The following is a 25,730-nucleotide window of genomic DNA, read 5'->3' on the forward strand; positions in this document are numbered from 1 at the left end:
CATGCCGTCGGAGTCGTAGTCCTGCCAGATGGTGCCGGTGATCGGGTCACCAACCGCCGCCTGCGCCGGCAGCGTCGACGTGCCGGCGGCGCCGAGCACGGAACCGACGAGGCCCAGCGCGACCAGACCTCCCATCGCTGCGCGGGCGCGTTTCGGGCGGTGCTGGAGCGGTCGGCCGTGGCCTCGTTCCTGGAGCAGTCTCACAGGGGGTCCTCCGTCGCTGTCGTACAACTGCGGTTGCACATCTCGCGCCGCCGGGTGCCCATGGACCGGGGGTACAAGAGGGCGCTGACCATGAAGAGTCGGTTCGCATGCCGTTCAGCACGCGATGTGATGCAGCTCACGTTTGGACCCGGAACTTTGCCACCGGAGTGTCCGAAATGCCAGGTGAGCGGGTCGCGGCCATGCCTACACTCGGCCCCATGACCACATCCGGCCGGCCTCCGACCGGTCCGTCCCCACGTCGGCTCCGACGTCTCGCGGCGCTCGCCGCGGTCGCCGTCCTCGCCCTCACCGGGTGCTCCGGCGACGACGATCCGGACGCCGGAGCGAGCCCGCCCGCGTCCGGCGAGGGGCCGCGGCCGCTGACGGGCGACGAGGCCCAGCGGCTGTCGATGATGCGGTACACGAACTACACAGACGGCGTCCGCGCGGTCCGGTTCGAGGTGGTCGACAACGGCCGCACGTTCAGCGTCGACGGCTGGGCCGACTTCACCCGGCACGTCGGCTATGCGCACATCGGCCAGGACGGCGGCGACCCGGAGCTGGTGGCGTGGACGCTGTCGCAGATCACCTCGCACGCGCCGGTCGGACCGGCCTCGGACGACGGTCCTCCGCTGCCGCCGCCCGACGACGCCGCGTGGACGTCGTCGACCCTGGCACCGGAGCAGTCCCGGCTGCACGCCGCACTGGCGCTGGTCTTCCAGGCCGGCAGCGAACGGCCGGACAACCCGCTGCTGCTGCAGCAGACGGACGCGCGCTGGCTTCGCTCCGACGAGGTCGACGGCGTGCGGGTCGACGTCGTCGCCGGGCCGACCGCCGACCGCGTCTACGATCCCGCGACCGCCACGGCGGCGGCCGACGGCAGCGACGCGACCGTGCGGTACTGGTTCGACGAGCAGAGCCGGCTGCTGCGGCTGGAGACCCGGCTGGGCGGCGCGGGCGAGTGGACCGCCGTGGACTTCTCCGACGCGCCGGGGGTCGACTTCGCCGGTGCGTTCCTCACGACCACGGCGAGCGGCTGATGAGCGAGCCGGCCACCGAATCCACCGCCGACGAGCAGCCGCCCGGCCGCACCCGGCGCCGTGATCTGCTGCGCGGGCTGGCCGCCGCCGGTGCCGCCGCGGGCTTCGCGGGCGCCGCCGGCCTCGCCGCCGGACGCGCGACCGCCGACGACGAGCGACGCGCAGCCGCCACGCCCGAGGACGATGCCGACACGGTCGCGCAGGCCGCCGGACGCCCCGACGCCGTCGACGCCATGGGCGCCCACCAGGCCGGCATCGCCCGTCCGGACACCCCGCAGCCGCACGGCCTGCTGCTGGTCCTCGACCTCGCGGCGGCGCCGTCGCCCACCGCGCCGTTCCGCGACGCCGTCCGGGCCCTGTGCGCGCGGCTGGGCACGGCGATCCTCGACCTCACCGGCGAGCGAGCGGCCGAGGCCGGGCTGCTGGACGGCCCGGGCGACCTCACCGTGACGGTCGGGCTCGGGCCGCGGGTGATCGCGGCGTTCGGGGCCGGCCTGCCCGGCGCCGAGCCGCTGCCGGCGTTCGCCCGCGACACCGCCGTGCCGCCCGAACGGACCGGCGGCGACCTGCTGATCGCCGTCTACGCGAGCGACCCGAACGACGTCCACCGGGCGGCGTCGTGGCTGTCCGAGCGGGCCGCGCCGGACGCCGTCCCGCGGTGGTCGCAGCGCGGTTTCCGGGCGCCGGGCACCGGCACCATCGCGCGCAACCCGCTCGGCTTCCACGACGGCGTCATCGTCCCGCAGGACGCCGCTGAGCAGGACGAACACGTGTGGATCGCCGACGGCCCACTGGCCGGCGGCAGCATCTGCGTCGTCCGCCGGCTCCGGCTGGACGTCGCCGGGTTCACCGCCGAGCCGGTCGAGCGTCAGGAGGCCGTCATCGGCCGGCAGCGCAACGACGGCTCCCCACTGTCCGGAGGCGGCCCCACCGGCGAGGTCGACCTGCTCGCGAAGACACCCGACGGCCAGTACGTCACGCCGGCGCGGTCGCACGTGCGGGCCGCGCACCCGTCAGTCACCGGCAGCGCGTTGATGCTGCGCCGTGGCTACGCCTTCGACGACGGCGCGTCCGACGCCGGACTGCTGTTCGTCTGCTTCCAGCGCGACCTGCGGACCTTCGTCCAGACCCAGTTCCGCCTCGACGAGGTCGACGACCTGGGCGAGTACGTGACGCCGACCGGCAGCGCGACCTTCCTCGTCCTCCCCGGCTTCGACGCCGGCCGTCCCCTGGGCGTCACCCTGCCGTGACGCGGTCCTCGACCGGGCGGCCGTAGTCGACCGCGTCGAGGACGGCCTGCGGGGCACGGTCCAGGATCTCGGCGTCGGGCCGGGCGCCGAGCGCGTCGTTCACCGTCGAGAAGGCGACCCGCAGCGCGCAGAACAGGGTGATCGGGAAGATCTCGCCGTCGGTCCAGCCGGCGTCGCGCAGCCCCTGCACGTCGCGCTGAGCGGTGCCGTTCGGGTCGCGGACCACCTTGCGCGCCCATGCCGCCATCGCCCGTTCCTTCGCGGTCAGACCGTCGTCGCGGCCGGTGAGGACGGCGGCCGCGGTGTCGGGGTCGGCCTCGCCGGCCAGCCGGGTGCCCCACACCAGCGAGCAGACGGAGTCGCCGAGAGCCGATGCGGTGGCGCCGACCAGGATGCCGCGCTGCCGGAACGTCATCGCGTTGCCCTCCCACACGTGGGTGATCAGATCGAAGAGCAGCTCGTGCGCCTCCGGCCCGTACGCCCACAGCCGCGACACGTTCATGACGTAGCCGTCCTCGGCCAGGTCCTGCGCGTAGAGGCGCTGTGCCGCGGGCGAGTCCGGTGCGTCGCCGAGGAAGTGCGGGCTGGTCATCGTGCCACCTTCGGTCGGTCGGGATCGTCGATCAGGACGGTCAGGGCAGGGTTGTCGACGTCGGCGGCGAGCACGCGGGCGGTCGCCAGCGCGCCGCCGTCACCGAGCCGGTGCCGATGCAGTTGCGCACGGACCACCAGCTCGCGCATGCCGCCGCGCGCGGCCAGGGTGCCGAGCGACGCGACCAGCGGCCGGGCCAGGTCGGCGTCGCCGCGGTCGAGGGCCGCGCCGATCGCGGTGTCGAGCACGTGACCCTGCATCCAGTGGTAGCGGTCGGTGGTGCGGTTGCAGCGGACGGTCGCCTCGGTCAGCCACTCCGCCGCCGCCCGCTGGTCGCCACGGCCGGCGCTGACGAGGGCGAGCCCGCGCGCCGCGAAGCCCTCCCAGCACGGGTCGCCGACCTGGCAGCCGAGCACCCACGACTGCTCGTAGGCGTCGGCGGCCGTGGCGACCTCGCCGTTGCGCAGGTCCACCTCCGCGCGCAGCGCCTGCGGCCACGGCAAGAACGCCAGCCAGCGCTGCTCGTGGACGATGCGCAGCGACCGGTCCGCGGCGACTGCCGCCTCATGCCGTTCGTCGCGCAGCAGGTGCGCCCGGGCCAGGATCGACAGCGACCATGCCTCCTGCCGGTCGTCGCCGGCCGTGCGGGCGCGGTCGATCGAGTCCATCAGGTAGGTGAACGTCGCCGGATAGTCGCCCTCGTCGGAGGCGTTCTGGCCGCGGACACCCAGGATCGCGGCCAGCTCGGCGTCGGTCTCGGCCAGGTCCTGGGCACGCGACAACCAGCCCTGGGCAGCCGTCCGGCGTCCCGCCTGCACCTCGACGTAGCCCAGCTCGCGGTTGGCGGTGACGACCGTGGCGCGGTCACCGGCCGCCGTCGCGAACCGCAGCGCCTCCTGCAGGACCAGCGCGCCCTCCTCGTCGCGGCCGCGGACGGCGTGCACCAGCGCGCCGCCGAGCGCCGTCAGCGTCCGCGCGTGCAGCTGCGGATCCCGGCAGCGGGCCGCCTCGGCGACCGCCCGGCGCAGGCACTGGATGCCCGGGTCGACGGCGCCCGCGACGATCGCCGCACGGCCCGCGTCGAGCTGGCTCAACGCCGCCGCCCGGCCGCTCAGCGCCGGGGTCCGGGGCGAGTCCGACGCGGCCGACGCGGCCTCCGTCAGCGCCACCGACGCCTCGATGCCCAGTTCACGCATGAGCACGTCGCGCCCGGCCGCGACCTGCCGCTGCGCCGCCGTCCGGTCGCCGGCCATCGCCAGGCTGCGGACCAGCAGCTCGTGGTTGCCCTCCTCGAGCGGGTTCAGCTCGACCACCCGCGCGGCGTACGGGACGGCGTCAGCGGCGCGCCCGCCGGCCAGCAGCGCGACTGCCGTCTGCCGCAGCCGCGTCTCGATCTGCGCCGACACCCGGTGCCGTTCGACCGCGAGCCACGACTCCACCTCCGGGCAGGACGCGACATGGACGCCCTCGAGCAGCTCGTGACCGGCGCTCAGCAGCGGCGCCGGGTCGGCCAGCTCGTCGACCAGCCGCCGGGCGTCGACGGCGTCGTCGCGCAGGGCGCCGCGCGACACCGGGTCGCCGGTGAGCACGTCGGACCGGCCGAGCGTGCGGCGCAGCTCCGCGAGCGTCCAGCGCAACGCGCCGAGCGGATCCTCGGCGTCGGCGAAGAACAGCTCGGCCAGCCGCTGCCGGCTCGGCGGGCGGTCGGCGAGCAGGACGTAGGCCAGCAGCACCCATGCCTTCCGGCCTCGGGGCGCGCGCACCGGCCGGCCGTCGCGTTCGATGGCCGGCGGACCCAGAAGCCGGATCGTCCCCATGCGATACCCCCCGCTGGGTCGATTGTGACCACGAAAGGTGGGTCGCGGAACGGTTGGCGGCCCGACTTTTCGTGGCCGGACCGCCTGCTGGGTGCTCACGGTGATCGTCCCCCGATGATCCGTGTGACGCGTTCACCGCAGAACGATCAGGCACCGGCGTGTGAACCCGCGTGTGACGGCGATTGCCCTGGAGCGGCCGTCTGAGGCATCCTGCTCGGACACACTTTCGACGGCGTTGTGCGAAAGGGGGACGGGCGCGATGGCAGAGACACTGGTCGGCGAACGGGTCGTGCTGCTGGACCCGGCCGGCGCCGCCGTCGGCACGGCGCTGAAGAGCGAGGTCCACCACGTGGCGACGCCGCTGCACCTGGCGTTCTCGTGCTACGTATTCGACGCGGCCGGCTCACTGCTGGTCACGAAGCGGGCCGCCAGCAAGCCGACCTGGCCGGACGTGTGGACGAACTCGTTCTGCGGTCATCCGGGCCCGGCCGAGGACATGGCGACGGCGCTGGCGCGGCGGGCGGCCGACGAGCTGACCATCCGGCTGGGCGACCTGCGCCCCGTCCTGCCCCGGTTCCGCTATCGCGCGGTGATGCCCAACGGCGTCGTCGAGAACGAGGTCTGCCCGGTCTTCACCGCCACGACGGCCGACCCGCCCGAGCCGCACGACTCCGAGGTCGGCGCCCTGGAGTGGATCCCCTGGTCCATGTTCCGCGACGACGTCCTCGGCGGCCTGCGCGAGGTGTCGCCGTGGTGCGCGTTGCAGGTCGCCGAACTGGCCGCGCTGCCCGACGACCCGCTGTCCTGGCCCTCGGGCGACTGGGGCGCGCTGCCGCCGGCCGCCCTCGGCTCGGTCGCCTGACGACTCGCCGCGGGGCCGCGGTCAGCCGCGACCCGACGCGGGGTCTACCGGCGCACACGCCGGACCGCTATGATGATCAGGTACGGCACGCCTTCCGGCTCGGCACCACCGATCCGGGAGGCTTTCGGCGTTTCTGGGCCCCTTTCGCACCCGCGCCGGTCCCCGCCGCCCGCCATCCACCGCCCACCCTCCGAGGGAGCAGCATGTCCACGCCCGTCGTGCGCCCGGCCGGCGCCGCCGACCACGCCGTCCTCGAACGGCTCTGGCTGATGTTCCGCCACGACCTGTCCGAGTTCCAGGGCGGGCTGCCGAACCCCGGCGGCACGTTCCGCAGCGACCGCCTGACCGCCGCATTCACCGACCCCGATCGGCTGGCGTACCTGCTGACCAGCGACGACCGGCCGGTCGGGTTCGCCGTCGTCCGCGGCCTGGCGGCGCCGACGCGGGTGCTGAACAGCTTCTTCGTGGTCCGCGGGATGCGCCGCCACGGCGTGGGGCTGGCGGCCGTCCGCGACGTCGTGGGGCGGCACCCGGGCGCGTGGGAGGTCGCGTTCCAGGACACCAACGCCGGTGCGGTCCGGTTCTGGCGCCGGGTCGCGACGGCGGTTGCCGGGGCTCGGTGGACGGAGGAGCGGCGCGCGGTGCCGGGCCGGCCGGAGCTGCCGCCGGACGTCTGGATCTCGTTCGACGCGGGCTGAGCGGCCGCGCCAGGGCAGAATGCGACGATGGTGACGAACCAGGCCTCCGCGCCGACCCGCCTGACGCGCATGCCCGACAAGGCCGTCGACGATCTCGCCGCGCTGCACGACCTGCTCGACGAGGTCCTGCTGGGGCACGTGGCGGTCGTGCTCGACGGGCATCCGGTCGCGTTCCCGACGGCCGTGGCCCGCGACGGCGAGCGGCTGCTGGTGCATGGCTCGACGGGCTCGTCGTGGCTGCGGGCGCTGAGCGGCGGCGCACCGGCGTCGGTCACCGTCACCGCCATGGACGCCGTCGTCGTCGCCCGGTCGGGGTTCGAGTCGTCGTTCCACTACCGCAGCGCGGTGCTGTTCGGCCGCTTCGCCGCCCTCGACGGCGGCGAGAAGGAGCGCACGCTCGACGTCCTGGTCGACCGCATCCTGCCGGGCCGTTCCGGTGAGCTGCGCCGCCCGACGAAGCGCGAGCTCGCCGCGACGCTGATTCTCGCGCTGCCCATCGCCGAGTGGTCGCTCAAGGTGTCGCGGCGCTGGCCCGACGACCTCCCCGAGGACGTCGACGGGCCGGCGTGGGCGGGCGTGGTCCCACTGCGCGGCGGCTACGGCGCACCGGTCCCGGCGCCCGACCTCCGCGCCGGTGTCGCCGTCCCGCCGTCGGTGCGCGCGCTGTCTGACTGAGCTCGGGCCGGCGGTCCACAGCGCCCCGCTGTCGCTGTCGACCCGGTCGAGGATCTGCGCTCATCCGACAACTCCCGTGGGGGTCGAGCTCGCCCTCTGACCGGTCGACCTGCGCTGCTGCGGTCATCGCAGCTCCAAGCATGGAAGTACTAGAATGGATCATGTCGTATATCGACCCGACCAGGGACGACCACGCGTACTTCCTCGGCTTCTTCCAAACTGACGGACATCTCTACGCCGGTCGCGGACGCAAAGGTCGTGCGGCGATCGAGATCTCCGCACGCGACGTCGACATCTTGTACGCGTTCAGCGACCTGTTCCCAGACGTGCCGACCTCGGTCACGGAGCGGGTGCGTGCGACGAACTTCTCGCCCGGGTATCACTCTGTGGTCTGGGGCGCTCAGATACAAAGCTTCCGCGAGGAATTGATCGCACTCGGCGTTCCTGTCGGACGTAAGTCCGACACCGTCCGACCTCCGACGGTCCCGTTCGATACCCGCGGGTACTTGAGGGGATTGATCGACGGAGACGGCAGCGTCGGATTCACAGGTACCGGACTGCCGTTCGTCTCGCTGACGACGGCGAGCGAGGCCATTGCGACGTTCTTCTGCGAGCAGGTGCTCGCCATTACCGGCGCCCGCCGTACTCCTCGACGGAACGGGCGCGATGGCGTCTTCGGGCCGATGGTTGCCAGCGATCCAGCCGCCGACCTGGCTGCGTGGCTGTATCCGCCCGGCTGCCTCGCGCTCGCACGGAAATCCGCAGCCGCTCAGGCGGTCGCGGCATGGCGGCGGCCAGCAGGAATGCGTGCGCGCCCCATGTCGAGGCGCGCGTGGACGCGAGAGGACGACGAGGTCGTGAGGTCGCACACGATCAAGAAGGCGGCAGAGTTGCTGGGCCGTACCGAGAAGTCGGTGAACATCCGCAGATGGCGACTCCGGCAGAGTCGACCGGAACCGGCTGTGGCGCCGAGGCCCAGGTGAGCGCGGGCGCCGGCGCCACGAAGTCACGGCCTCCTACGGGGCGATGTTCTGGTTCAGGTGGAACACGTTGTCCGGGTCGTAGACGCGCTTCACCGCCCGCAGCCGCTCGTAGTTGCCGCCGTAGTTGGTCGCGACCCGGTCCTGGTCGTCGGCGGCCATGAAGTTGACGTAGCCGCCGGCTTCCGAGAGCGGCGCGGTCGCCGCGTAGTAGTCGCGCACCCACCGCGTGTTGGCGTCGTTCTGGACCGGGTCCGGCCACATCCCGGCGATCACCGTCGCGAAGTTCGCGTCGCGGTAGGCGAACGCGGTCGCGTCGGGCGCGAGGCGGTGCACGGCCCCGTTGATCGGGTAGATGTGCATGGTCGAGTTGACGACGGGCACCTGCGGGCCGTGCTCGAGGTGCGCCGCGATGACGTCGTCGGACAGCTCCCGGACGAAGTTCGCCTTCCAGTAGTGCTGCATGCCGGGCGGCACCAGGGCGTCGAACGCGCTGTTCAACGCCGGGTACGGCATCGGCCCGACGTGCTCGGCGACGATCGGTGCGACGTCGCGCAGTTCCTTGAGCACCGACTCGCCCTCGTCCAGCGGCCCGGACCAACAGGACACGAACGCCAGGAACGGCTCACCGTGCCGCGCCTCCGGGATGAACGGCAGCGGCGGCGCGATCTGGTACGCCGGGAAGCCGCCGAACTGCTCCGGCGCGTCCTGGATGAAGTCGCGGTAGAAGCGCAGCACATCGGCGGCGTCGTCGAGCGAGAAGAACATCGGCCCGCCGTAGATGTCCTTCACCGGGTGCAGTTGGAACTCCAGCGACGTCACGACGCCGAAGTTGCCGCCGCCTCCGCGCAGCGCCCAGAACAGGTCGGCGTTCTCGTCCTCGCTGGCCACCAGGATGCGGCCGTCGGCGGTGACGACGTCGGCCGAGACCAGGTTGTCGCAGGACAGCCCGCAGCCGCGGGCCAGGTAGCCGATGCCGCCGCCCAGCGTCAGCCCGCCGACCCCGGTCGTCGAGATGATCCCGCCGGTCGTGGCCAGCCCGTACGAATAGGTCGCGGCGTTGAAGTCGCCCCAGGTCGCACCGCCTTCCGCGCGCGCCGTCCGGGCGGCCGGGTCGACCCGGACCCCGCGCATGGCGCTGAGGTCGATGACGACGCCGTCGTCGACGGTGCCGAAGCCGGGCACGCTGTGCGAGCCGCCGCGCACCGCGACCTCCAGGCCGTTGTCGCGCGCGTACCGGACGGCGGTCGCGACGTCCCCCGCGTTCGCGGGGCGCACGACGACCCGCGGCCGCCGGTCGATCATCGCGTTGTACACGCGCCGGGCCTGGTCGTAGCCGTCGTCGCCGGCGGCGATGACGGGACCGCGGACCTGCTCGCGCAACTGGTCGAGCGTGAAATCGGACATGGTTCTCCCCCTCGGGTGTCAGCCGATCCCTCAGGTCTCCCACCTCGGCGTGTGACGCCGCGTGTGACCTGCCCGGACTGTTGCCAGCCGGGCGGGCGGGGAGTACGACTGGACGATGGGCACGGTCGAGGAATGGGTGAGCGCACCGGCGCGCGTCGCCGGTCCTGACGAGGGCATCTCCGCCGACGAGCTGCGGCTCGCCGCGCGCAACCACGGGCTGCCGCTGGAGGCGTTGCGCTACGACGTCACGCCGTCCGGCTTGCATTACCTGCTGACGCACTACGACATCCCGGCGCTGGACCCGGCCGGCTGGCGGCTCACGGTGTCCGGCGCGGTCGCCCGGCCACTCGCGCTGGGCCTCGACGACCTGCGTGCCCGGCCGCGGGTGACCCATCGCGTCACGCTGGAGTGCGCCGGCAACGGCCGGGCCCGGCTCAGCCCGCGGCCGGTCAGCCAGCCGTGGCTGGACGAGGCCGTCGGCACCGCGGAGTGGACCGGCACCCCGCTGGCCGGTCTGCTCGCCGAGGCGGGCGTGGCCACGAGCGCGGTCGACGTCGCGTTCACCGGCGCCGACCGCGGCGTCGAGCGCGGCGTCGAGCAGACGTACGAGCGCGGCCTGCCGCTCGCCGAGGCGCTGCGCGACGACGTCCTGCTGGCCGACGAGATGAACGGCCGCCCGCTGCCGCCGCAGCACGGTGCCCCCGTCCGGCTGATCGTCCCCGGCTGGTACGGCATGGCGCACGTCAAGTGGCTCGTCGGCGTGACCGTGCTGGAGTCGGAGTTCGACGGCTTCCAGAACGTCACGGCCTACCGGCTCAAGCAGACCGCCGACGACCCCGGCGAGCCGGTGACCCGGATCCTGCCGAAGGCGCTCATCCAGCCGCCCGGCGTGCCCGACTTCCAGAGCCGGGTCCGGGTGCTGGACCACGGCGTCGTCGAGCTGACCGGGCGGGCGTGGTCGGGCTTCGCCCCGGTGGCGTCCGTCGAGGTCAGCACCGACGACGGCGGCACCTGGCAACCCGCCGAGCTGGGCCCGCAGCCCGCGCCGTACGCGTGGCGATCCTGGCGATGCGAGTGGGCGGCCCTCCCCGGCCGGTACGAGCTGCGGGCCCGCGCGCGCGACGCCGCCGGGCACGAGCAGCCCGTCGACCAGGCCTGGAACCGTCAGGGCGTGGCCAACAACCACGCGCAGCGCGTCACCGTCATCGTCCGCTGAGGAAATTCGTCCACCCGACCTTGTCGGGATCGGCCACTACGGTTCGACGTCTCGGTGGGGACGCACCGTGCGCCCCCGTGGCATTGACCACGAGGAGGGGACGATGAACGCTCTCGCGATCGAGGCCGAGGGCCTGGTCAAGCAGTATCGGGGCAGAACCGGGACAGTCGACGCGGTCCGCGGCGTGGACCTGAGCGTCGCCGCCGGTGAGGTCTTCGGGTTCCTGGGCCCCAACGGCGCAGGCAAGTCGACGACCGTCCGCATGCTCACCACGCTGCTGACCATCACGTCGGGCACCGCCCGCGTCGCCGGCATCGACGTCACGGCCGACCCCGACGCCGTCCGCCGGCGCATCGGCGTCGCGCTGCAGGAGGCCGGGCTGGACCCACGTCAGACCGGGCGCGAGCTGATCGAGCTGCAGGCGCGGCTGTTCGGCAGCAGCGCGGCCGAGGCGGCGCAGCGGGCGGACGAGCTGCTCGACCTGGTCGAGCTCTCCGAGGCCGCCGACCGCCGCATCAAGGGGTACTCCGGCGGCATGAAGCGCCGGCTCGACCTCGCGTCAGCGCTGGTCCACCGGCCGGAGGTGCTGTTCCTCGACGAGCCGACGACCGGCCTCGACCCGGCCAGCCGGCTCGGCGTCTGGGACGAGGTGCGGCGCATCAACCAGCGCGGCACCACGGTGTTCCTGACCACGCAGTACCTCGAGGAGGCCGACGCGCTCTGCGAACGGCTGGCGATCATCGACGGCGGCCGCATCGTCCGCGCCGGCACACCGGCGTCGCTGAAGGCCGAGCTGCGGACCCGGCTCGGACTCGCGTCCGACCCCACGTTGGACGAGGTGTTCCTCGACGCCACCGGCCGGACCCGTGAACGGGCCGCCGGCGAGGTCCAGGAGGTGGGGGCGTGACTGCGGCCCGCAGCCAGGTGCCAGGGGGAACACGATGAGCGCCCTCGTCCAGACCGAGCTGCTCGGCCGGCGGGCCATCCGCGAGTCGCTGCGCACGCCCGAGGCTCTCGCGCCGACGCTGTTCATCCCGGTGTTCTTCCTGGTGGTCAACTTCGGCCAGGCCGGCCGGATCTTCCCGTCCGACTCCACCCCGTTCCTGTACGGGCAGACCTACGCGGCGTTCCAGCTGCCCAGCTCGCTGCTGCTGGCCGCGTCGTTCGGCTCGGCCGCGCTCTACCTCGTCGAGGACATCGAGGGCGGCTACTTCGACAAGCTGCGGGCGGCCCCCGTGTCGCGCAGCGCGCTCGTGCTCGGCCGCCTGATCGCCGAAGGCGCGAAGACCGCCTTGCTCACGGCCGCGCTGATCGTCATCGCCCTGCCGTTCGGCGTGACGATCGCCAGCGGGCCCGCCGGGCTGGTGCTGCTGCTGGTGCTGACCTCGCTGTGGGGCATGGTCTTCGCCGGGTTCATGCAGCTCATCGCGTTGAAGACGCGCAGCGCGGCGGCGACGAACTCGGGCGGGCTGGTGTTCTTCCCGCTGCTGTTCCTCACCCCGAACTTCGTGCCGCGGGAGCTGCTGACCCGGCCCATGGAGATCGCGGCGACGTTCAACCCCGTCACCTACGTGATGGAGGCGCTGCGCTCGCTCATCCTCCAGGACCTGCAGTGGGACGTGCTGGCGCGCGGGTTCGCCGTGGTGGCCGCGTTCGGGGCACTGATGCTGTTCCTCAACCTCCGACTGGTCCGCCGCTACGACTGAGGTGGGCCGCCCGTGATCATCAACGATCCGGCCCCCTCTGGGTGGTTGGATCATTGATGATCACGGGTCACTGGTCGATGTCGGCGATGACACCGACATCCTCCGGGTCGAACTGCTCGACGCCCTCGGCCGGACGGGTCGGATAGATCGAGGACGATCTCCTTGCCGAAGTTCTCCCGGACGATGCCGTCACCGGGGATCGCGCGCACAGCTTCGTCCAGACGTGCCTCGCCCACTTGTGGGCCCGTTGGAAGTCCGGCAGTTGGATCTTTCCGCTGCTGGTCCACTTCAGCTGGTCGGCGAGCTCGCACTGCGGCGTCTGGAAGCCATGGCCGCATCGTCACACCAGGCGCGGACCAAAATTGACAACATGTTCCCAAACTGACAACATATTGTCCATGACTCCTACCGCACACGTCGCCCTGTACGACACGCTCGCCGACTGGGAGATCGGGCACCTGCTCGTCGAGCTGCGCACCGGCCGGTTCACCGGCACGCCGTGGAACGTCGTGACCGTCGCCGAGTCCGCCGAGCCGATCACGACCATGGGTGGGCTGCGCGTCGTCCCGGACGTGGTGCTCGCCGACCTCGAGCCGGGAACGAGCGACCTGCTCGTGCTGGCCGGCGCGGCGCACTGGGACGCCGGCGGCGGCCGGGCCTGGACGGACGTCGCCCGCCGGCTCCTCGACGCGCGGGTGCCGGTGGCGGCGATCTGCGGCGCGACGGCGGGCCTGGCGCGGGCCGGCCTGCTCGACGACCGCGACCACACCAGCGCGGCGGCCGAGTACCTGATGGCACAGCCCGGCTACGGCGGCCGGGACCGCTACGTCGACGCGCGCGCGGTCGTCGGCGGCGACCTCGTCACCGCCGGGCCGGACTCGCCGGTGCAGTTCGCCCGCGCCACCCTCAGCCGGCTGAGCCTGGCGTCGGACGAGACGCTCCAGGCGTACGAGGACGTGTTCCACGGCGCCGACGCGCGCGCCTACCCGGTGCTCATGCGGGCCGCATGACGACGCCGATCCCGCCGCGTGAGGACTGGCCGGAGCCACCGCCGGCGACTCCGGCCGGGCAGGTGCTCACCGAAGTCGCGCTGACGACGTTCCGGCTCAACGCCCGGCTCATGGAGGCCGCACAGGACATGGCCGCGGCCGGCGACATCACGGCCGCGTGGTGGCAGGTGCTGGGCGGCGTCCTCGACCAGCCGCGCACCCACGCCGACATCGGCCGGCTCATGGGCATGTCGCGGCAGGGCGTGCGCCGGGTCGCCGACCTGCTGGTCGAGCAGGGGCTGGCGGAGTACCGCGACAACCCCGCGCACCGCCGCGCCAAGTTGCTGGCCTGCACCGAAGCCGGCTACTGGGCGATCCGCCGCGTCTCACTGGTGCAGCATCCGTGGGCCGAGCAGATCGGCGGCCGGCTCGATCTCGACGAGCTCACCCGCGCGCTGGCCACGATGCGCGCGCTGGTCGCCGTCCTGGAGGCGGACCGCCCGGCCGGCAACTGACGCCGCCCGGCCACTGACGCCGTCCGGGCGCTACGGGCCGACCCGCAGGCCGGCCACCAGCACCGCTCCCAGCAGCGCGAGCACGATCACCGCCGACGCGGCCCACTGGACGTGTAGCAGTGTCCCGCGCAGCTCGCGCGCGAACACCGGGGTCACGACGTCGGCGAACCGCCGCCGGCGCGACCGGAACCTCCCCCGCCGCGGCATCGGCATGTCGCGCCCTCCCCTTCTCCCGAGGGCACCTCCTCCGGGCCTTCGTCGGCGTCCCACCACGCCGGCGGCTCCCGGAGGAGGCTGCACTCCCTCGCCACTAGGAGGCCCGTGACGACGGGATCAGCACGCGGCAGCAACTGTGATCTGCGTCACAGAACACATTCGTCCCGATTCTCGTACCCCGCACGCGCCGCGCTGTGGATTACCCCGATGTGCCGCTTCCCTCGCCGGCCGGAATGTTCCTGGCAGCAACAGGGGGTGACATGACCGAGTGTTCCGACACCTTCGCCCTGGCCGTACAGGGCGACGAGCGTACCTTCGAGACGTTGTACCGCGACGTGGCACCGCGTGCCCGGCGCCTCGCCTACCGCATCGTGCGCGACGCCGACACCGCGGACGACCTCGTCCAGGAGGCGTTCTATCTGGTGCTCCGATCGATGCGGTCCGGTGGCGGCCCGCGGGAGCAGTTCGCCGGCTACGTCTTCACGACGACGAAGCGGCTGGCCTTCCAGCACTGCCGGACCCGCAGCGCGGCGGCCGGCTACGACGACCCGGCGTTGCAGGCCGGCGACCCGTACGACGAGCCCAAGGACGCCTCGGACGCACTGGCGACGCTGCCACCGCGGTGGCGGACCATCCTGTGGCTGGTCGAGGTCGAGCGCTACTCGCCGGCCGAGCTGGCCGCACCGATGTCGATGACGCCGAGCGCGGTGTCGAGCCTCGCCCACCGGGCCAGGCGCGCACTGAGGACGGCGTACCTGACGGCCGGGTGAGGCGGGGTGCGTCAGAGCGTGCGGGTCATGAAGACGCTGAGCGGGTCGGGGACGTAGTCGGCGAACGGCTCGCAGAACTCGAACCCGAACTTCTCGTAGAGCCGCCGGGCCGGGCGGAAGAACTCGTCCGACCCGGTCTCGAGGCTGAGCCGCCGGTAGCCCATGCGGCGCGCCTCGTCGACGATGTGCTCGAGCAGCAGCGACGCGATGCCGCTGCGCTTGCGCGCGCCCGCGGTCCGCATCGACTTCAGTTCGGCGTGCCGCTCGTCCAGCCGCTTGAGCGCCCCGCACCCGACGACGTGGACGTCGTCGCGGACCGTCCAGAACGTGACGTCGGGCCGGCGCAACCCGTCGAGGTCGAGGGCGTGCTTGCTCTCCGGCGGCGTGATGGACCGCATCTCCCGGACGTGCTCCTCCAGGAACGCGGCGATCTCCGGTCCCGCCAGGTCGTCGACCGCTATCCGCATGGTTTCGACGTTAGACCGGCCATGTCACCCGGATGTTTCGCTGCCGATCAACGACCGTACGCTCGCCCGGTGCCCCTGCTGCTCCTCGACCTCGACAACACCCTCCTCGACCGAGCGGCGGCGTTTCGTTCCTGGGCCGAGGACTTCGCGGGCGGCCTGGACGGGTCGGACGCGGACGTCGCCTGGCTGATCGAGGCCGACCGCGACGGCTACGAGCCGCGCGAGGCGTTCGCACGGGCGATCCTGGAACGTTTCGGCCTGGGCGGGACGGCGGCGATCCGGCTGGCCGACGACCTGCATCGCGGCATGGTGGACCGGATGACCCTCGACCCGGAGGTGCCGCGGGCACTGACCCAGGCACGGGACGCGGGCTGGGTGCCGGTCGTGGTGACCAACGGCACCACGGAACAACAGGAACGGAAGATCCGGCACACCGGGCTGGAGTCGTCGGTGGCCGGCTGGGTGGTCTCCGAGAGCGCCGGTGTCGCCAAGCCCGACCGGCGGATCTTCGACCTCGCCGCCCGCTCGGCCGGCCTGCCGCTGCTCGGCGCCTGGATGGTCGGCGACTCCGGGCCGGCCGACATCGGCGGGGCGCACCGGGCCGGTATCGCCAGCGTGTGGCTGCACCGGGGACGGTCCTGGACCGAGACCGCCTTCGCGCCGTCGGCGATCGCCGACGACTGCGCCGGCGCCATCGACCACATCGTCACCGGGTGACGGCGCGGCGACGGACATCGCGGAGGATGCGGGCCACGGCGAGACGGTGGGCACCGGAGGTGATGACGAGCAGGCGGTAGACGCGTCCGTGCGGCCCGGGGAAGGCGGCCTCGGTGCGCGCGCGGACCATCGTCCCGCCCGGCGCCGCGACCAGGGTGAACGTCAGCGCATAGCGGGAGAACCGGTGCCGCCCGATGAGCCGGACCAGCCGCTCCGGCTCGGCCGCGGCCACCGCGAAGCCCGGCACCGTCGCACCCGGCTCGAGCGGCTCGCCGGAAGCCCGGCGAGGGAGGGTCCCGAGCACTCGGGAGAGCGGGCCGGCCCCCGTCATGGCCCGCACGTGCGCGGCCAGCGCCGGCCAGACGGCCGCAGGCGGAGCGGGCACCAGCAGGTGGTGCTCGTCGACGAACGGGAGGGCGGACGCCGGGGCGGTCATGCCGGGATCGCGTCGGCGACGGCGGACGCCCACAGGCGGTAACCGGTCGCCGAGGGGTGGAAGCGGTCGGCGCAGAAGAAGTCCATGGGCGGCGGGTCGTCAGATCCGACGGTGGTCCACGTCGCCCCGGGTCGTGCCGCGCACACCTGCCGGGCCACCTCGTCCAGGGCGGCCGCCCGCTCGCCGAGGTAGCGCCGCAACGTCCGGGGCAGCGCCGGGAACAGGCCGAACGGCGGCACCCCCGCGACGACCACGCGCGCGGCCCGTGCCGCGAGGCCGTCGACGATCACCGCGAGGTCGGCGCCCCAGTCGGCCGGCGGACGCCGGGTGAGCACGTCGTTCGCGCCGGCCAGCAGCACGGCGACGTCGTAGTCGCCGGTCAGCCGCGGCAGCAGGCGGTACCTGACGCGCCGCGCGGTGGCACCGAACTGCGCGGCCACCTCCCAGTCGACGGGACGCCCGGAGCGGGCCGCGAGCGCGTCGGCCAGGGCGCCGGCGAACCCGTCGTCGTGCGAGTCGACGCCCGAGCCGGCCGCCGTCGACTCGCCCAGGACCGCCACCCGCAGCGGCGCCTCACCGCCCGAACCGACGGTGCCGACGGTGCCGGCGACCCGGGCGTCGACCGGCTGGGCCAGCGTGAAGGTCGAGCGCACCCACAACCCTTGCAGCGCGACGACGGGGAACAGCAGCCGATTCACGAGGTCGCCCTTCCAGGAAGCAGCGTGTCGACGGCGGCCCGGCTGCCGCCGCTCAGGTCGGCGCCGATCGCCTGGAGCAGCACGACCAGCGCGCCGTCGGCCAGGAATCGCGCGAGGTCGTCGGCGCCCGCACCGGTCAAGGCGGCCGCCTCGTCGAGGAGGACGGTGATGACGCTGCGGCAGCGAGCCGCCACCACCTCGTCGCGACGGGCGATCGCGGACGCCTGCAGCCACAGCCCGCCGGTGACGCCGCCGGAGAGCAACTCTCGGAAGCCGGCGCCCATCGCCGTCATCGGGTCGCCGGGCTGTTCGGCCGCGGCCGCGCGGAACGACGTCCGCACGCGTTCCCCCACCTCGTCGATGCAGGCCAGCAGCAGTCCCTGCTTGCTGCCGAAGAGGCGGAAGACGTACGGCTGCGAGACCCCGATCTCGTCGGCGACGCGCTGCAGCGCCGCCGTCGTCAGGCCGTCGTCGGCGATCACGCGCATCGCCGCGGCGACGGCGTCGGCCCGCCGCTGGGCCGCCGTACTGCGCACCGGTGCCATGCCCGCAGCATTGCAGAAGTAAGTACTTACTTACAAGACCTCGGTGCGGACGATCGACGGCGACCCTCGAGTGGCGGCGCCTCAGCCGAGGCCGAGCCGCTGCCAGGTCTGCTTGCCGGGGATGCCGTCGGCGTCAGTACCCTTCCAGCCCTGATCCTCCTGGAACGCCTTGACCGCGGCCTGGTCGGTGGCCGACCAGGAGCGGCTCGGACCCTCCTTGTAGAGGTCGCGGTATTTCTTGCCGCGCAACACCAGCGCGGAGCCGACCAGGAGCACGTAGTCGTTCACCTTGCCCGCCCCGAACACCTCGGGCCCCGGGTACGGCACGACTTCGACCACCACGGCTTCGGACATGTCCCCTCCAGCGTGATCGGCGACGATCCTGGGCTCAGCGTAGGGACCAGCCGGCCGCCTTCGCAGCACGTTGGCACGTATCGGCATGGTCACGCGCAATGTGACACGCAGTCACAAGGCTGCGCCCGCTCAGCCGTCTCCGGCCGAGTTCACCGAAGATCATAAAATAATGATCACGATGACTACCAGAAACCGGACAAGACGGGATAATGGCGATGTAGTGCAGGGGGATGGATCGTGGGGCGAAACAGCGGTGTGCGGTGGAGTACCCCGCACCAGCATTCGGCGCGGTTGCTGATCTTGACAACCGCGGCGGGACTGAGCGCCCTGCTCGCGCAGTCCTGGGTCGGCGCACCCTGGTGGCTGATCATCGCTCTCTGCGGCGCCGCCGGCATCGGAATGCCCGCGACCTGGTGGCTGCGGCAGCAGGCGGCGCGCTGGGACCAGCAGGACCACGCCATCGAGTCCACCATCCGGTCGGCACTCGACGACAGCACCCTTCCACTGGTCGGCGAGACGAATCTCGAGCTCTTCGGCGTGCACCGATCGCTGCTGCCGGTCCCCTATCTGGTGCGCGACGCCCACATGACGGTCGTCGACACTCTCGATTCGGGCCGGCCCGTGCTGCTGCTGGGGCATCCCATGGCGGGCAAGACGCGACTCGGGGCCGAGGTGGTCCGGCGGCACTTCGCCGAGCGGCCGCTCGTCGTCCCGGCGCCGCCACGCGGGCTGGCGCAGCTGTTCAGCGCGGGCGCCAGCCCCGTCCGTACGGTCATCTGGCTCGACGACCTCGATCGTTACCTGCACCAGGAGCACTTCCGGGTGGAGTGGCTCGACCGCGCGGTCCGGGCCCGGAACGTCGTCGTCGCGACGATGCGCACGGGCCCCTATGAGAACCACCTCCCGACCCGCGGCGCACGGCAGCCGCAGTGGGAGCTCCTGGAGCGCTTCCAGACGGTCTGGCTGCACGCCGACGACACCGAGCGGGCCAGGCTGGCCGCCGTCTCGGGCGATCCGCGGGTCCGCGCCGGCATCCGGCGCTACGGCGTGGCCGAGTATCACGGCGGCGGCGTCGTCGCCATCGAGCGATGGCACGCCGGCGAGTCCCGCCACCCGCTCGCCGCGGCACTGGTCCGGGTCGCGGCCGACTGGCGCCGCGCCGGCCTCGACGCCGCCTCCGAGCCGGTGCTGCGCGCGCTGGCGCCGTACTACCTGCCGTCTCCGGACCGGCAGGTCACGACCGAGACCGTCCGCGAGGCGCTGGAGTGGGCGGGCGAGCTGATCGACGAGACCGTGGCGCTGCTCGAGCCGACTCCGGCCGGCTGGCGCGCGTTCGACGTCGTGGTCGACCACGTCGCGGCCCAGGGCCGGCCGATCCCGGACGCGACCTGGGATGCCGTGCTCGCCGCCGCCGGCCATCGCCTGGTCGCGGTCTGCCACGCCGCGGCCGTGGTCCACCATCGCCCCGACATCGCGGAACGGGCATGGCGGCAAGCGGTCGAGCGCCACGGCGACGCCGCCCTGTTCGAGGCCGGGCTGCTGCGCGAACGGCTGGAACCCGGCGTCGACACCGCGTGGTGGTCCGACCCTCCGTCGATCCCGCCGCTGCCCTGGCACTGAGCCGAGCGGCGCGCTCGCAGCTCCACGGCTGGGCCCGGCGCGATGCTGCACCGAGGGTCTTGCCGCGCAACGACGGCGCCGCTATCGTGGCACGACGTTTCATGTCGATCCGCCGGACTCGTACGGGAGTGGACGCATGCCACGCACCGCCGTCGTCGCCGCCATCGCCGCACTGGGACTCACCGCCGGGCTGGGGGTGAGCACGACGGCCGCCGCACCAGCCGGTCCCGGCGACGTCCGCACGTTCGACGCGGAACCACTCGGCGCGCCACCGGCCGGCTACACCACGCAGGGCGACGTGACCGTCGCCGAAGCGCCGTTCGGCGCGAACGGCAACCGCGCGGTACACCTGGCGGACTACACGGCGATCCTCCAGTCACGCCTGCAGATACCCGCTCCCGCGACCGCTGCCAGGCGGTTCGAGTTCGACTTCGCGATGCACACGACCCGGCAGGCGGTGTTCGTCGCCGTGCACGCCGAGGGTGACAACCCGGCGCTCGGCGCGTACCGGTTCATGATCACCCCGGTGTACGCGTACGGCGGCAGCACCACCGCCCAGGTCCTGGTCTACGACGGCCGGCAGTACCTGCGCCTGGCGACCGTCCCGATGCTCACGGCCCGCGACGACCCGAGCCGGGTCCGCATCGACGCGAGCGCCGCGGCCGCGGTGCTGACGGTGAACGGAATGTCGTTCCGTACGACCGTCCGCGCATCCGGCGGCAGCGCGATCACCGGCGTGGAACTGGCCTCCAGTGGCGCGGCCGGCGTCGGCTCGGACGGGTACCTGGACGACATCGCGCTGAGCGACCTCGACCCGGCCGGCCCGGCATTCGCCGAAGGGCTGCCCGTCTCCGGCGTGCTCCCGTCCTACGTCGCCGAGAAGCACCCGGCGTCCACCGTCGTCGCGACGATCGACGCGCCCGGCGTCCGGGCGTCCCAGGTGCGCGCCCAGGTCGTCGTCGACGGCGTCGACCAGCCGATCGCGGGGCGCGTGCACGGCGAGCCGGGACGGCTGGTGATCAGCGCCCCGATCGACGGCGACGACATCGGGCTGCACCCCGTGACCGTCACCGCCACCGACCTGCGCACCGGCGTGACCCGGTCGGCCCAGATGCGGATCCAGGCGTACTCGCCGATCCCCGCCCAGGTCGTCGCGCAGGAGCCCGCGGGGGCGGCCGAGCCGCGCTTCCCCGACGCCGTCCGCCTGGCCGACGGCACCATCGTGCTGGCCTACCACTACGCCGACGCCCACACGAACGCCGACGGCGTGGTCCGCATGGTCCGCTCCGCCGACGGCGGCGCGACGTGGACGGACCCCGTCACCGTCGCCGCGACCGACGGCGCCGACAACCGCGACCCCAAGCTCAGCGTCCTGCGGGACGGAACGGTGCTGCTGACGGTGTTCCGCACCGACTGGTCGACCCGGCCGGAGTCCAACCTCGGCACGTTCGTCTACCGGTCGGCCGACGGCGGGCTGACGTTCCCCGAGGTCACGCGGATCGAGAGCGCACAGCCCGGCGCCTGGCAGCACGGCCCCGCGGTCGAACTGCCGGACGGCGACATCCTGCAGCCGCTCTACGGGTACGGCGCACGGGTCGCCCGCAGCACCGACGGCGGCCGCACCTTCCCCGCGGCGAACGAGATCACCGTCGTCGAGGACGACGAGCGGTTCTCCAACGGCGAGCCGAACATCGTCCGGCTGCCCGGTGGCGAGCTGGTCATGCAGATCCGCCGGCACGACAACGTGCTGGCCATCGAGAGCGAGTCGACCCTCGTCCGCTCCTTCGACGACGGCCGCACCTGGACCGCACCCGAACCCACCGGCCTGCCGGCGTCGTCGGCGCACCTCCTGGTCACCGACGACGGCTCGGTGCTGATGACGTACGGCAACTACGCGCAGGCGGGCCGGCCGACGTACGGCGTGCTGATCGACGACCCGTCGGGGCCGTGGACGGACCAGCGGCCGGTCGCGCTGTACAACTCCGGCTGGGAGGACCAGGCCAACCCGACCAGCATCCAGCTCGACGACGGCTCGTTCCTGAGCTTCGGCTTCGACGTCGCCGATCGCACGGTCGTCTCGTTCCGCACCACCGCGGCCGACTACGACTGAACCCCCGCTTCCATGATCATCAACCTTTCTGGTCGTGATGGCGACACGAAAGGTTGATGATCATGGAACACGGGCGCAACACGAGCCCGCGACCGTGACTCCTGGTCGCGGATACAAGATTCATCCCCCGCCGCGACGCCCCCTGCCCGAAGGGAGTCGTCATGTCGACGCACCACTGGAGCACGGCCAGCCGGCGCAGCCTGCTGGCGGCCGGCCTCGCCGTCCCGCTCGCCGCCGCCATCGGCGGCACCACCTCTGCCCAAGCCGGCAACGGGCAGAGTGGCCGGATGAAGTACGACCACCACGTGAAGTCCACCCCGGACCACCTGCACTGGGGCGGCTTCCCGATCGGCTGGGAGCCGGCCGTCACGATGCGCTCGGGCCAGACCGTGCGCGTCGACACCCTGTCCCACCAGGGCTTCACCAACCCGAACGTGCACCCGCGGGACTATTTCGGCGCCTTCGGGGTGAAGCCGCGCGAGATCCTGTCCGACGGGATCGCGTTCTGGGAGACGCTGCCCGAGCGCCAGGCCGCGAACCGGCAGTACGGCGGCCACGTCCTCACCGGCCCGATCAACGTCCGCGGCGCCGAGCCGGGCGACACCATCGCGATCGACATCATCGACATCGACACCCGGGTGCCGTACGGCTTCAACAACACCGCGCCGACCAGCGGCGTCATGGCCGAGTTCTACCCGGGCTGGCGCGAGGGCGACGCCGGCCTGGACATCCCGGCGCAGATCCCGCCGGACCTGCCCGCCGGCGTCTGGCCGGACGTGCGCACGCATCTCTACCGGACCGGCATGCACCGCGGCCGCGAGGTCGTCTTCTTCTCCGACGACATCATCATCCCCACGCACAAGTTCATGGGGATCATCGCCGTCGCGTCGCCGGCCGGTGAGTTCATCGGCAACACCGAGGACGCCCCGCCGCCGGCCACCGGCGTGCAGAACTCCACGCCGCCCGGGAAGTTCGGCGGCAACATGGACGTCCGCGACCTCAACGTCGGCACGACGCTCTACCTGCCCGTCTTCCAGCCGGGCGCGCAGGTCTTCATCGGCGACCCGCACAGCTGCCAAGGCGACGGCGAGGTCAGCGGCACCGCGGTCGAGCACTCGCTGTCGGGCACGTTCCGCATCACGGTGATCAAGAACGTCGCGACCGAGCTGCCCTGGGCCGAGACCGACGACCACTGGATGATGATGGGCATCCACTGGGACCTCGACCGCGCCATGCGGATCGCCGTCGAGAAGACCGTCGACTTCCTCGTCACCACTCAGGGACTGACGGTCCCGAAGGCCTACTCGTTCGCCTCGATCGCCGTGAACTACCACAACGCCGAGGTCGTCGACCGGACCCAGGTCGTCACCGGCTACATCCCCAAGAGCGTCTTCCGCCGCTGACGCCGCGAGACGTCGACCGTCCCACATCGTGGACGGTCGACGTCTCAGCAGGTAACCATTCGGCATTGCCCTCGTCACAATTCCGCTGCTCCGGACGTCCTCGGTTGGCCGACGATCACCGGGTTGGGCTAGCGTCACCAGCGACCGAACCAGACCAGACGCGGTTGAGGTTGTCGGCCGATGGCGCGGGCTCATGCCTGCGGTGCCGCTTTCGCCCTCGCTCGCGTCGCTCGTCGCGTGGCTCACCGGCCGCCTTGATTCAAGGGCGCCGAAGCGCGCCCGGTGGACCCGGTGCGTCGCGTGGCAGACGAACGAAGGGGAGGGCGTGACCGCCTTACGCGCGGAAGGACTGTTCAAGGTCTTCGGCCGAGGCGCCGACGACGCCGTTCGACGGCTCCGGGACGGCGCGAGCCGTGCCGACGTCGTGGCGCAGGGGGCGACCCCGGCGGTGATCGACGCGAGCTTCGAGGTGCAGCCGGGCGAGATCTTCGTCGTGATGGGCCTCTCCGGCTCGGGCAAGTCCACGCTGATCAGAATGCTCAACGGCCTGTGGGAGCCCACGGCCGGCCACGTCTACATCGACGGCGTCGACATCTCCGGCATCGGCGCGGCGCAACTGCGTGAAGTGCGGCAACGGAAGATCAGCATGGTCTTCCAGCACTTCGCGCTGCTGCCGCACCGCACCGTCGCCGAGAACGCGGCCTACGCGCTGGACATCCAGGGCAGGCCCAAGGACGAGCAGCGTGCCAAGGCCGCCGAGGCGCTGGAGCTGGTCGGGCTGGGTGGCTGGGAGGACCGCTATCCGGCCCAGCTGTCCGGCGGTATGCAGCAGCGGGTCGGACTGGCCCGCGCGCTGGCGGCCGGCAGCGACATCATGCTGATGGACGAGGCGTTCTCCGCCCTGGACCCGCTGATCCGGCGCGAGATGCAGGACCAGCTGCTCGAGCTCCAGGCCAGCCTGGGCAAGACCGTGGTGTTCATCACGCACGACCTCAACGAGGCCATGCGGCTGGGCGATCGCATCGCGGTGATGCGCGACGGCCGGATCGTGCAGGTCGGGACGGCGGAGGAGGTGCTGCGCGACCCCGCGAACGACTACGTCGCGCAGTTCGTCGCCGACGTCGACCGCACCCGCGTGCTCACGGCGTCCAGCGTCATGGTGCCGGCCCAGCTCCAGGTCAACGCGTCGGCCGGGCCGCGGGTGGCGCTGCACGGCATGCGCGACAAGCAGCTCAGCGCGGCGTTCGTCGTCGCCCGGGACCGCAAGCTGCGCGGCGTCGTCCGTGACGAGGCGGTCGTCGCGAGCGTCAACCGCGGCGACAGCACCCTCGAGTCGATCGTCGACTCCGACGTCGCCTCCGTCCACCCGGACACCGTGCTGGCCGAGCTGTTCGCGCCGTCGGCCGAGTCGGTCCTGCCGCTCGCGGTCGTGGACGACGACGGCCGGCTCCTGGGCGTGATCCCGCGGGTGACGCTGCTCACCGCGATGGCCAGCCTGGCCGAGGCACAGCCGGATCTGGAGGTGGTCCGATGAGCGACTCCTTCGACCCGCTGGATCCGCGCTTGCGGGTCGGCACCTGGGTCTCCGACGCGTTCGACTGGTTCACCGACACCTTCCAGCCGGTCCTCGACCTCGTCGACACCGTGCTCGACGGCGCCTACAGCGCCGTCGTGGACGTGCTGAGCGCGCCACCGTTCCTGGTCATGATCGTGCTGTTCGCCGCCCTCGGCTGGGCGGTGCGGTCGTGGAAGTTCGCCGTCTTCACCGTGGTCGGGTTCTACCTGATCGCGGCGATGGACCGCTGGGACGGCGCCATGCAGACGCTGTCCCTGGTGTTGGTCGCCGCGTTCATCGGGACGCTCATCGCGGTGCCGCTGGGCATCTGGGCGGCTCGTTCGCCGACCGTGAGCAACCTGCTGCGGCCGGTGCTCGACTTCATGCAGACGATGCCGGCGATGGTCTACCTGATTCCGACGCTCGGCGCGTTCGGCATCGGCGTCGTCCCCGGAATGATCTCGACCATCGTGTTCGCCATGCCGCCCGGTGTCCGGTTCACCGAACTGGCCATCCGGCAGGTCGACACCGAGGTGGTGGAGGCCGGCCAGGCGTTCGGGTCGTCGCCGGCGCGGATCCTGCGGCAGATCCAGTTGCCGCTGGCGCTGCCGACGATCATGGCCGGGATCAACCAGGTCATCATGCTGTCGCTGTCGATGGTGGTCCTCGCGGCCATGGTCGGAGCGGCCGGGCTCGGCCTGGACGTCGTGGCCGGTCTGTCGTCCCTGAACGTGGCTCGCGGCGTAGAGGCCGGTCTGGCCGTCGTCGTGCTGGCCATCTACCTGGACCGTGTGGTCTCGGCCCTGGCCGACCGCGCCCCAGTCGTCCGGGCGTCGAGAGTGCGCGCCTGAACGTCGCTTCACGAGTAGGTCCTCGAACCCAGAGTGC

27 protein-coding genes are annotated in these 25,730 nt (G+C 72.6%); 18 read left to right on the forward strand and 9 right to left on the reverse strand.

Translation table 11 applies throughout. The features are described 5' to 3' along the window. Positions 1 to 422: 422 nt before the first annotated feature. On the forward strand, positions 423 to 1,244 hold the full coding sequence (locus DZA62_RS31505) for a hypothetical protein (RefSeq protein WP_116952938.1): 822 nt from the start codon (positions 423 to 425) through the stop codon (positions 1,242 to 1,244). Then, positions 1,244 to 2,494 (forward strand): Dyp-type peroxidase, encoded by a 1,251-nt coding sequence (locus DZA62_RS31510; protein WP_116952939.1) that lies wholly within the window; start codon positions 1,244 to 1,246, stop codon positions 2,492 to 2,494. The genes DZA62_RS31505 and DZA62_RS31510 overlap by 1 nt, the downstream gene beginning before the upstream one ends. Here the strand turns inward: DZA62_RS31510 and DZA62_RS31515 are convergent. Both DZA62_RS31515 and DZA62_RS31520 read right to left on the reverse strand, forming a co-directional pair. Next, entirely contained in the window at positions 2,481 to 3,086 is a 606-nt protein-coding gene (locus DZA62_RS31515) for a carboxymuconolactone decarboxylase family protein (protein ID WP_116952940.1), read from the reverse strand. The two genes, DZA62_RS31510 and DZA62_RS31515, sit on opposite strands and share 14 nt — an antisense overlap. Continuing rightward, positions 3,083 to 4,903: an AfsR/SARP family transcriptional regulator gene (locus DZA62_RS31520; RefSeq protein ID WP_116952941.1), complete on the reverse strand. Its 1,821-nt coding sequence runs from the start codon at positions 4,901 to 4,903 to the stop codon at positions 3,083 to 3,085. Before DZA62_RS31520 ends, DZA62_RS31515 begins: the two co-directional genes overlap by 4 nt. A 259-nt stretch (positions 4,904 to 5,162) precedes the next feature. Here DZA62_RS31520 and idi point away from each other — a divergent pair, with 259 nt between their 5' ends. The 4 genes from idi to DZA62_RS31540 all read left to right on the forward strand — a co-directional run bounded on the left by idi (position 5,163) and on the right by DZA62_RS31540 (position 8,121). After that, the gene (idi, locus tag DZA62_RS31525) at positions 5,163 to 5,765 is read left to right on the forward strand and encodes an isopentenyl-diphosphate Delta-isomerase (protein WP_116952942.1); all 603 of its coding nucleotides are present in this window, start codon (positions 5,163 to 5,165) and stop codon (positions 5,763 to 5,765) included. Positions 5,766 to 5,968: 203 nt separating this feature from the next. Next, positions 5,969 to 6,463 (forward strand): GNAT family N-acetyltransferase, encoded by a 495-nt coding sequence (locus tag DZA62_RS31530; RefSeq protein WP_116952943.1) that lies wholly within the window; start codon positions 5,969 to 5,971, stop codon positions 6,461 to 6,463. Positions 6,464 to 6,490: 27 nt separating this feature from the next. Then, the gene (locus DZA62_RS31535; protein ID WP_198664409.1) at positions 6,491 to 7,138 is read left to right on the forward strand and encodes a pyridoxamine 5'-phosphate oxidase family protein; all 648 of its coding nucleotides are present in this window, start codon (positions 6,491 to 6,493) and stop codon (positions 7,136 to 7,138) included. A 161-nt stretch (positions 7,139 to 7,299) separates the two neighbouring features. Then, positions 7,300 to 8,121, forward strand: coding sequence for an LAGLIDADG family homing endonuclease (locus DZA62_RS31540; protein ID WP_116953003.1), 822 nt, complete (start codon positions 7,300 to 7,302; stop codon positions 8,119 to 8,121). Between the two features lie 33 nt (positions 8,122 to 8,154). Here the strand turns inward: DZA62_RS31540 and DZA62_RS31545 are convergent, their stop codons facing one another. Beyond that, positions 8,155 to 9,525 (reverse strand): FAD-binding oxidoreductase, encoded by a 1,371-nt coding sequence (locus DZA62_RS31545; protein ID WP_116952944.1) that lies wholly within the window; start codon positions 9,523 to 9,525, stop codon positions 8,155 to 8,157. Positions 9,526 to 9,640: 115 nt separating this feature from the next. Between DZA62_RS31545 and DZA62_RS31550 the strand changes: the two genes are divergently transcribed. The 5 genes from DZA62_RS31550 (at position 9,641) to DZA62_RS31570 (ending at position 13,951) form a co-directional block, all read left to right on the forward strand. Then, positions 9,641 to 10,741, forward strand: a complete 1,101-nt coding sequence (locus tag DZA62_RS31550; RefSeq protein WP_116952945.1) for a sulfite oxidase — start codon at positions 9,641 to 9,643, stop codon at positions 10,739 to 10,741. Between the two features lie 103 nt (positions 10,742 to 10,844). Further along, on the forward strand, positions 10,845 to 11,648 hold the full coding sequence (locus DZA62_RS31555) for an ABC transporter ATP-binding protein (RefSeq protein ID WP_116952946.1): 804 nt from the start codon (positions 10,845 to 10,847) through the stop codon (positions 11,646 to 11,648). 34 nt (positions 11,649 to 11,682) lie between these two features. Next, positions 11,683 to 12,447, forward strand: coding sequence for an ABC transporter permease (locus DZA62_RS31560; protein ID WP_116952947.1), 765 nt, complete (start codon positions 11,683 to 11,685; stop codon positions 12,445 to 12,447). A gap of 398 nt (positions 12,448 to 12,845) precedes the next feature. After that, a complete protein-coding gene (locus tag DZA62_RS31565; protein WP_116952948.1) occupies positions 12,846 to 13,457 on the forward strand; it encodes a DJ-1/PfpI family protein in 612 nt (203 codons plus the stop codon). Continuing rightward, positions 13,454 to 13,951, forward strand: a complete 498-nt coding sequence (locus tag DZA62_RS31570; RefSeq protein ID WP_116952949.1) for a MarR family winged helix-turn-helix transcriptional regulator — start codon at positions 13,454 to 13,456, stop codon at positions 13,949 to 13,951. The genes DZA62_RS31565 and DZA62_RS31570 overlap by 4 nt, the downstream gene beginning before the upstream one ends. Positions 13,952 to 13,981: 30 nt before the next feature. On the opposite strand, the gene DZA62_RS31575 is transcribed toward DZA62_RS31570, so the two are convergent. Further along, entirely contained in the window at positions 13,982 to 14,164 is a 183-nt protein-coding gene (locus tag DZA62_RS31575) for a hypothetical protein (RefSeq protein WP_116952950.1), read from the reverse strand. 263 nt (positions 14,165 to 14,427) lie between these two features. Here DZA62_RS31575 and DZA62_RS31580 point away from each other — a divergent pair, with 263 nt between their 5' ends. Further along, positions 14,428 to 14,937: an RNA polymerase sigma factor gene (locus DZA62_RS31580; protein WP_157988026.1), complete on the forward strand. Its 510-nt coding sequence runs from the start codon at positions 14,428 to 14,430 to the stop codon at positions 14,935 to 14,937. 11 nt (positions 14,938 to 14,948) lie between these two features. Here DZA62_RS31580 and DZA62_RS31585 read toward each other — a convergent pair whose 3' ends face one another. Next, complete coding sequence (locus tag DZA62_RS31585; protein WP_116952952.1) at positions 14,949 to 15,404, reverse strand: GNAT family N-acetyltransferase; 456 nt, start codon at positions 15,402 to 15,404, stop codon at positions 14,949 to 14,951. A 69-nt stretch (positions 15,405 to 15,473) separates the two neighbouring features. On the opposite strand from DZA62_RS31585, the gene DZA62_RS31590 reads away from it, so the two are divergent. Continuing rightward, entirely contained in the window at positions 15,474 to 16,121 is a 648-nt protein-coding gene (locus tag DZA62_RS31590) for an HAD family hydrolase (RefSeq protein WP_116952953.1), read from the forward strand. Here DZA62_RS31590 and DZA62_RS31595 read toward each other — a convergent pair. The 4 genes from DZA62_RS31595 to DZA62_RS31610 form a co-directional block, all read right to left on the reverse strand. Beyond that, the gene (locus tag DZA62_RS31595) at positions 16,111 to 16,557 is read right to left on the reverse strand and encodes a hypothetical protein (protein ID WP_116953004.1); all 447 of its coding nucleotides are present in this window, start codon (positions 16,555 to 16,557) and stop codon (positions 16,111 to 16,113) included. The two genes, DZA62_RS31590 and DZA62_RS31595, sit on opposite strands and share 11 nt — an antisense overlap. Further along, positions 16,554 to 17,255: an SGNH/GDSL hydrolase family protein gene (locus tag DZA62_RS31600; RefSeq protein ID WP_116952954.1), complete on the reverse strand. Its 702-nt coding sequence runs from the start codon at positions 17,253 to 17,255 to the stop codon at positions 16,554 to 16,556. Before DZA62_RS31600 ends, DZA62_RS31595 begins: the two co-directional genes overlap by 4 nt. After that, a complete protein-coding gene (locus tag DZA62_RS31605) occupies positions 17,252 to 17,800 on the reverse strand; it encodes a TetR/AcrR family transcriptional regulator (protein WP_116952955.1) in 549 nt (182 codons plus the stop codon). The genes DZA62_RS31600 and DZA62_RS31605 overlap by 4 nt, the downstream gene beginning before the upstream one ends. 81 nt (positions 17,801 to 17,881) lie before the next feature. After that, entirely contained in the window at positions 17,882 to 18,154 is a 273-nt protein-coding gene (locus tag DZA62_RS31610; RefSeq protein ID WP_116952956.1) for a peptidoglycan-binding protein, read from the reverse strand. A gap of 291 nt (positions 18,155 to 18,445) precedes the next feature. On the opposite strand from DZA62_RS31610, the gene DZA62_RS31615 reads away from it, so the two are divergent. From DZA62_RS31615 to DZA62_RS31635, 5 genes are all read left to right on the forward strand, one after another. Next, on the forward strand, positions 18,446 to 19,774 hold the full coding sequence (locus tag DZA62_RS31615) for a hypothetical protein (RefSeq protein WP_116952957.1): 1,329 nt from the start codon (positions 18,446 to 18,448) through the stop codon (positions 19,772 to 19,774). 136 nt (positions 19,775 to 19,910) lie between these two features. Further along, on the forward strand, positions 19,911 to 21,884 hold the full coding sequence (locus tag DZA62_RS31620; protein WP_116952958.1) for a sialidase family protein: 1,974 nt from the start codon (positions 19,911 to 19,913) through the stop codon (positions 21,882 to 21,884). A 161-nt stretch (positions 21,885 to 22,045) separates the two neighbouring features. Beyond that, on the forward strand, positions 22,046 to 23,287 hold the full coding sequence (locus DZA62_RS31625) for an acetamidase/formamidase family protein (protein WP_116952959.1): 1,242 nt from the start codon (positions 22,046 to 22,048) through the stop codon (positions 23,285 to 23,287). Positions 23,288 to 23,612: 325 nt separating this feature from the next. Beyond that, positions 23,613 to 24,821 carry a quaternary amine ABC transporter ATP-binding protein gene (locus DZA62_RS31630; protein ID WP_116952960.1) on the forward strand — a complete coding sequence of 403 codons (1,209 nt, stop codon included), beginning with the start codon at positions 23,613 to 23,615 and terminating at the stop codon, positions 24,819 to 24,821. Beyond that, the gene (locus DZA62_RS31635) at positions 24,818 to 25,693 is read left to right on the forward strand and encodes an ABC transporter permease (protein ID WP_116952961.1); all 876 of its coding nucleotides are present in this window, start codon (positions 24,818 to 24,820) and stop codon (positions 25,691 to 25,693) included. Before DZA62_RS31630 ends, DZA62_RS31635 begins: the two co-directional genes overlap by 4 nt. The last annotated feature ends 37 nt before the right edge of the window (positions 25,694 to 25,730 follow it).

The sequence above is a fragment of the Jiangella endophytica genome (assembly GCF_003427025.1).
GTDB lineage: Bacteria > Actinomycetota > Actinomycetes > Jiangellales > Jiangellaceae > Jiangella > Jiangella endophytica.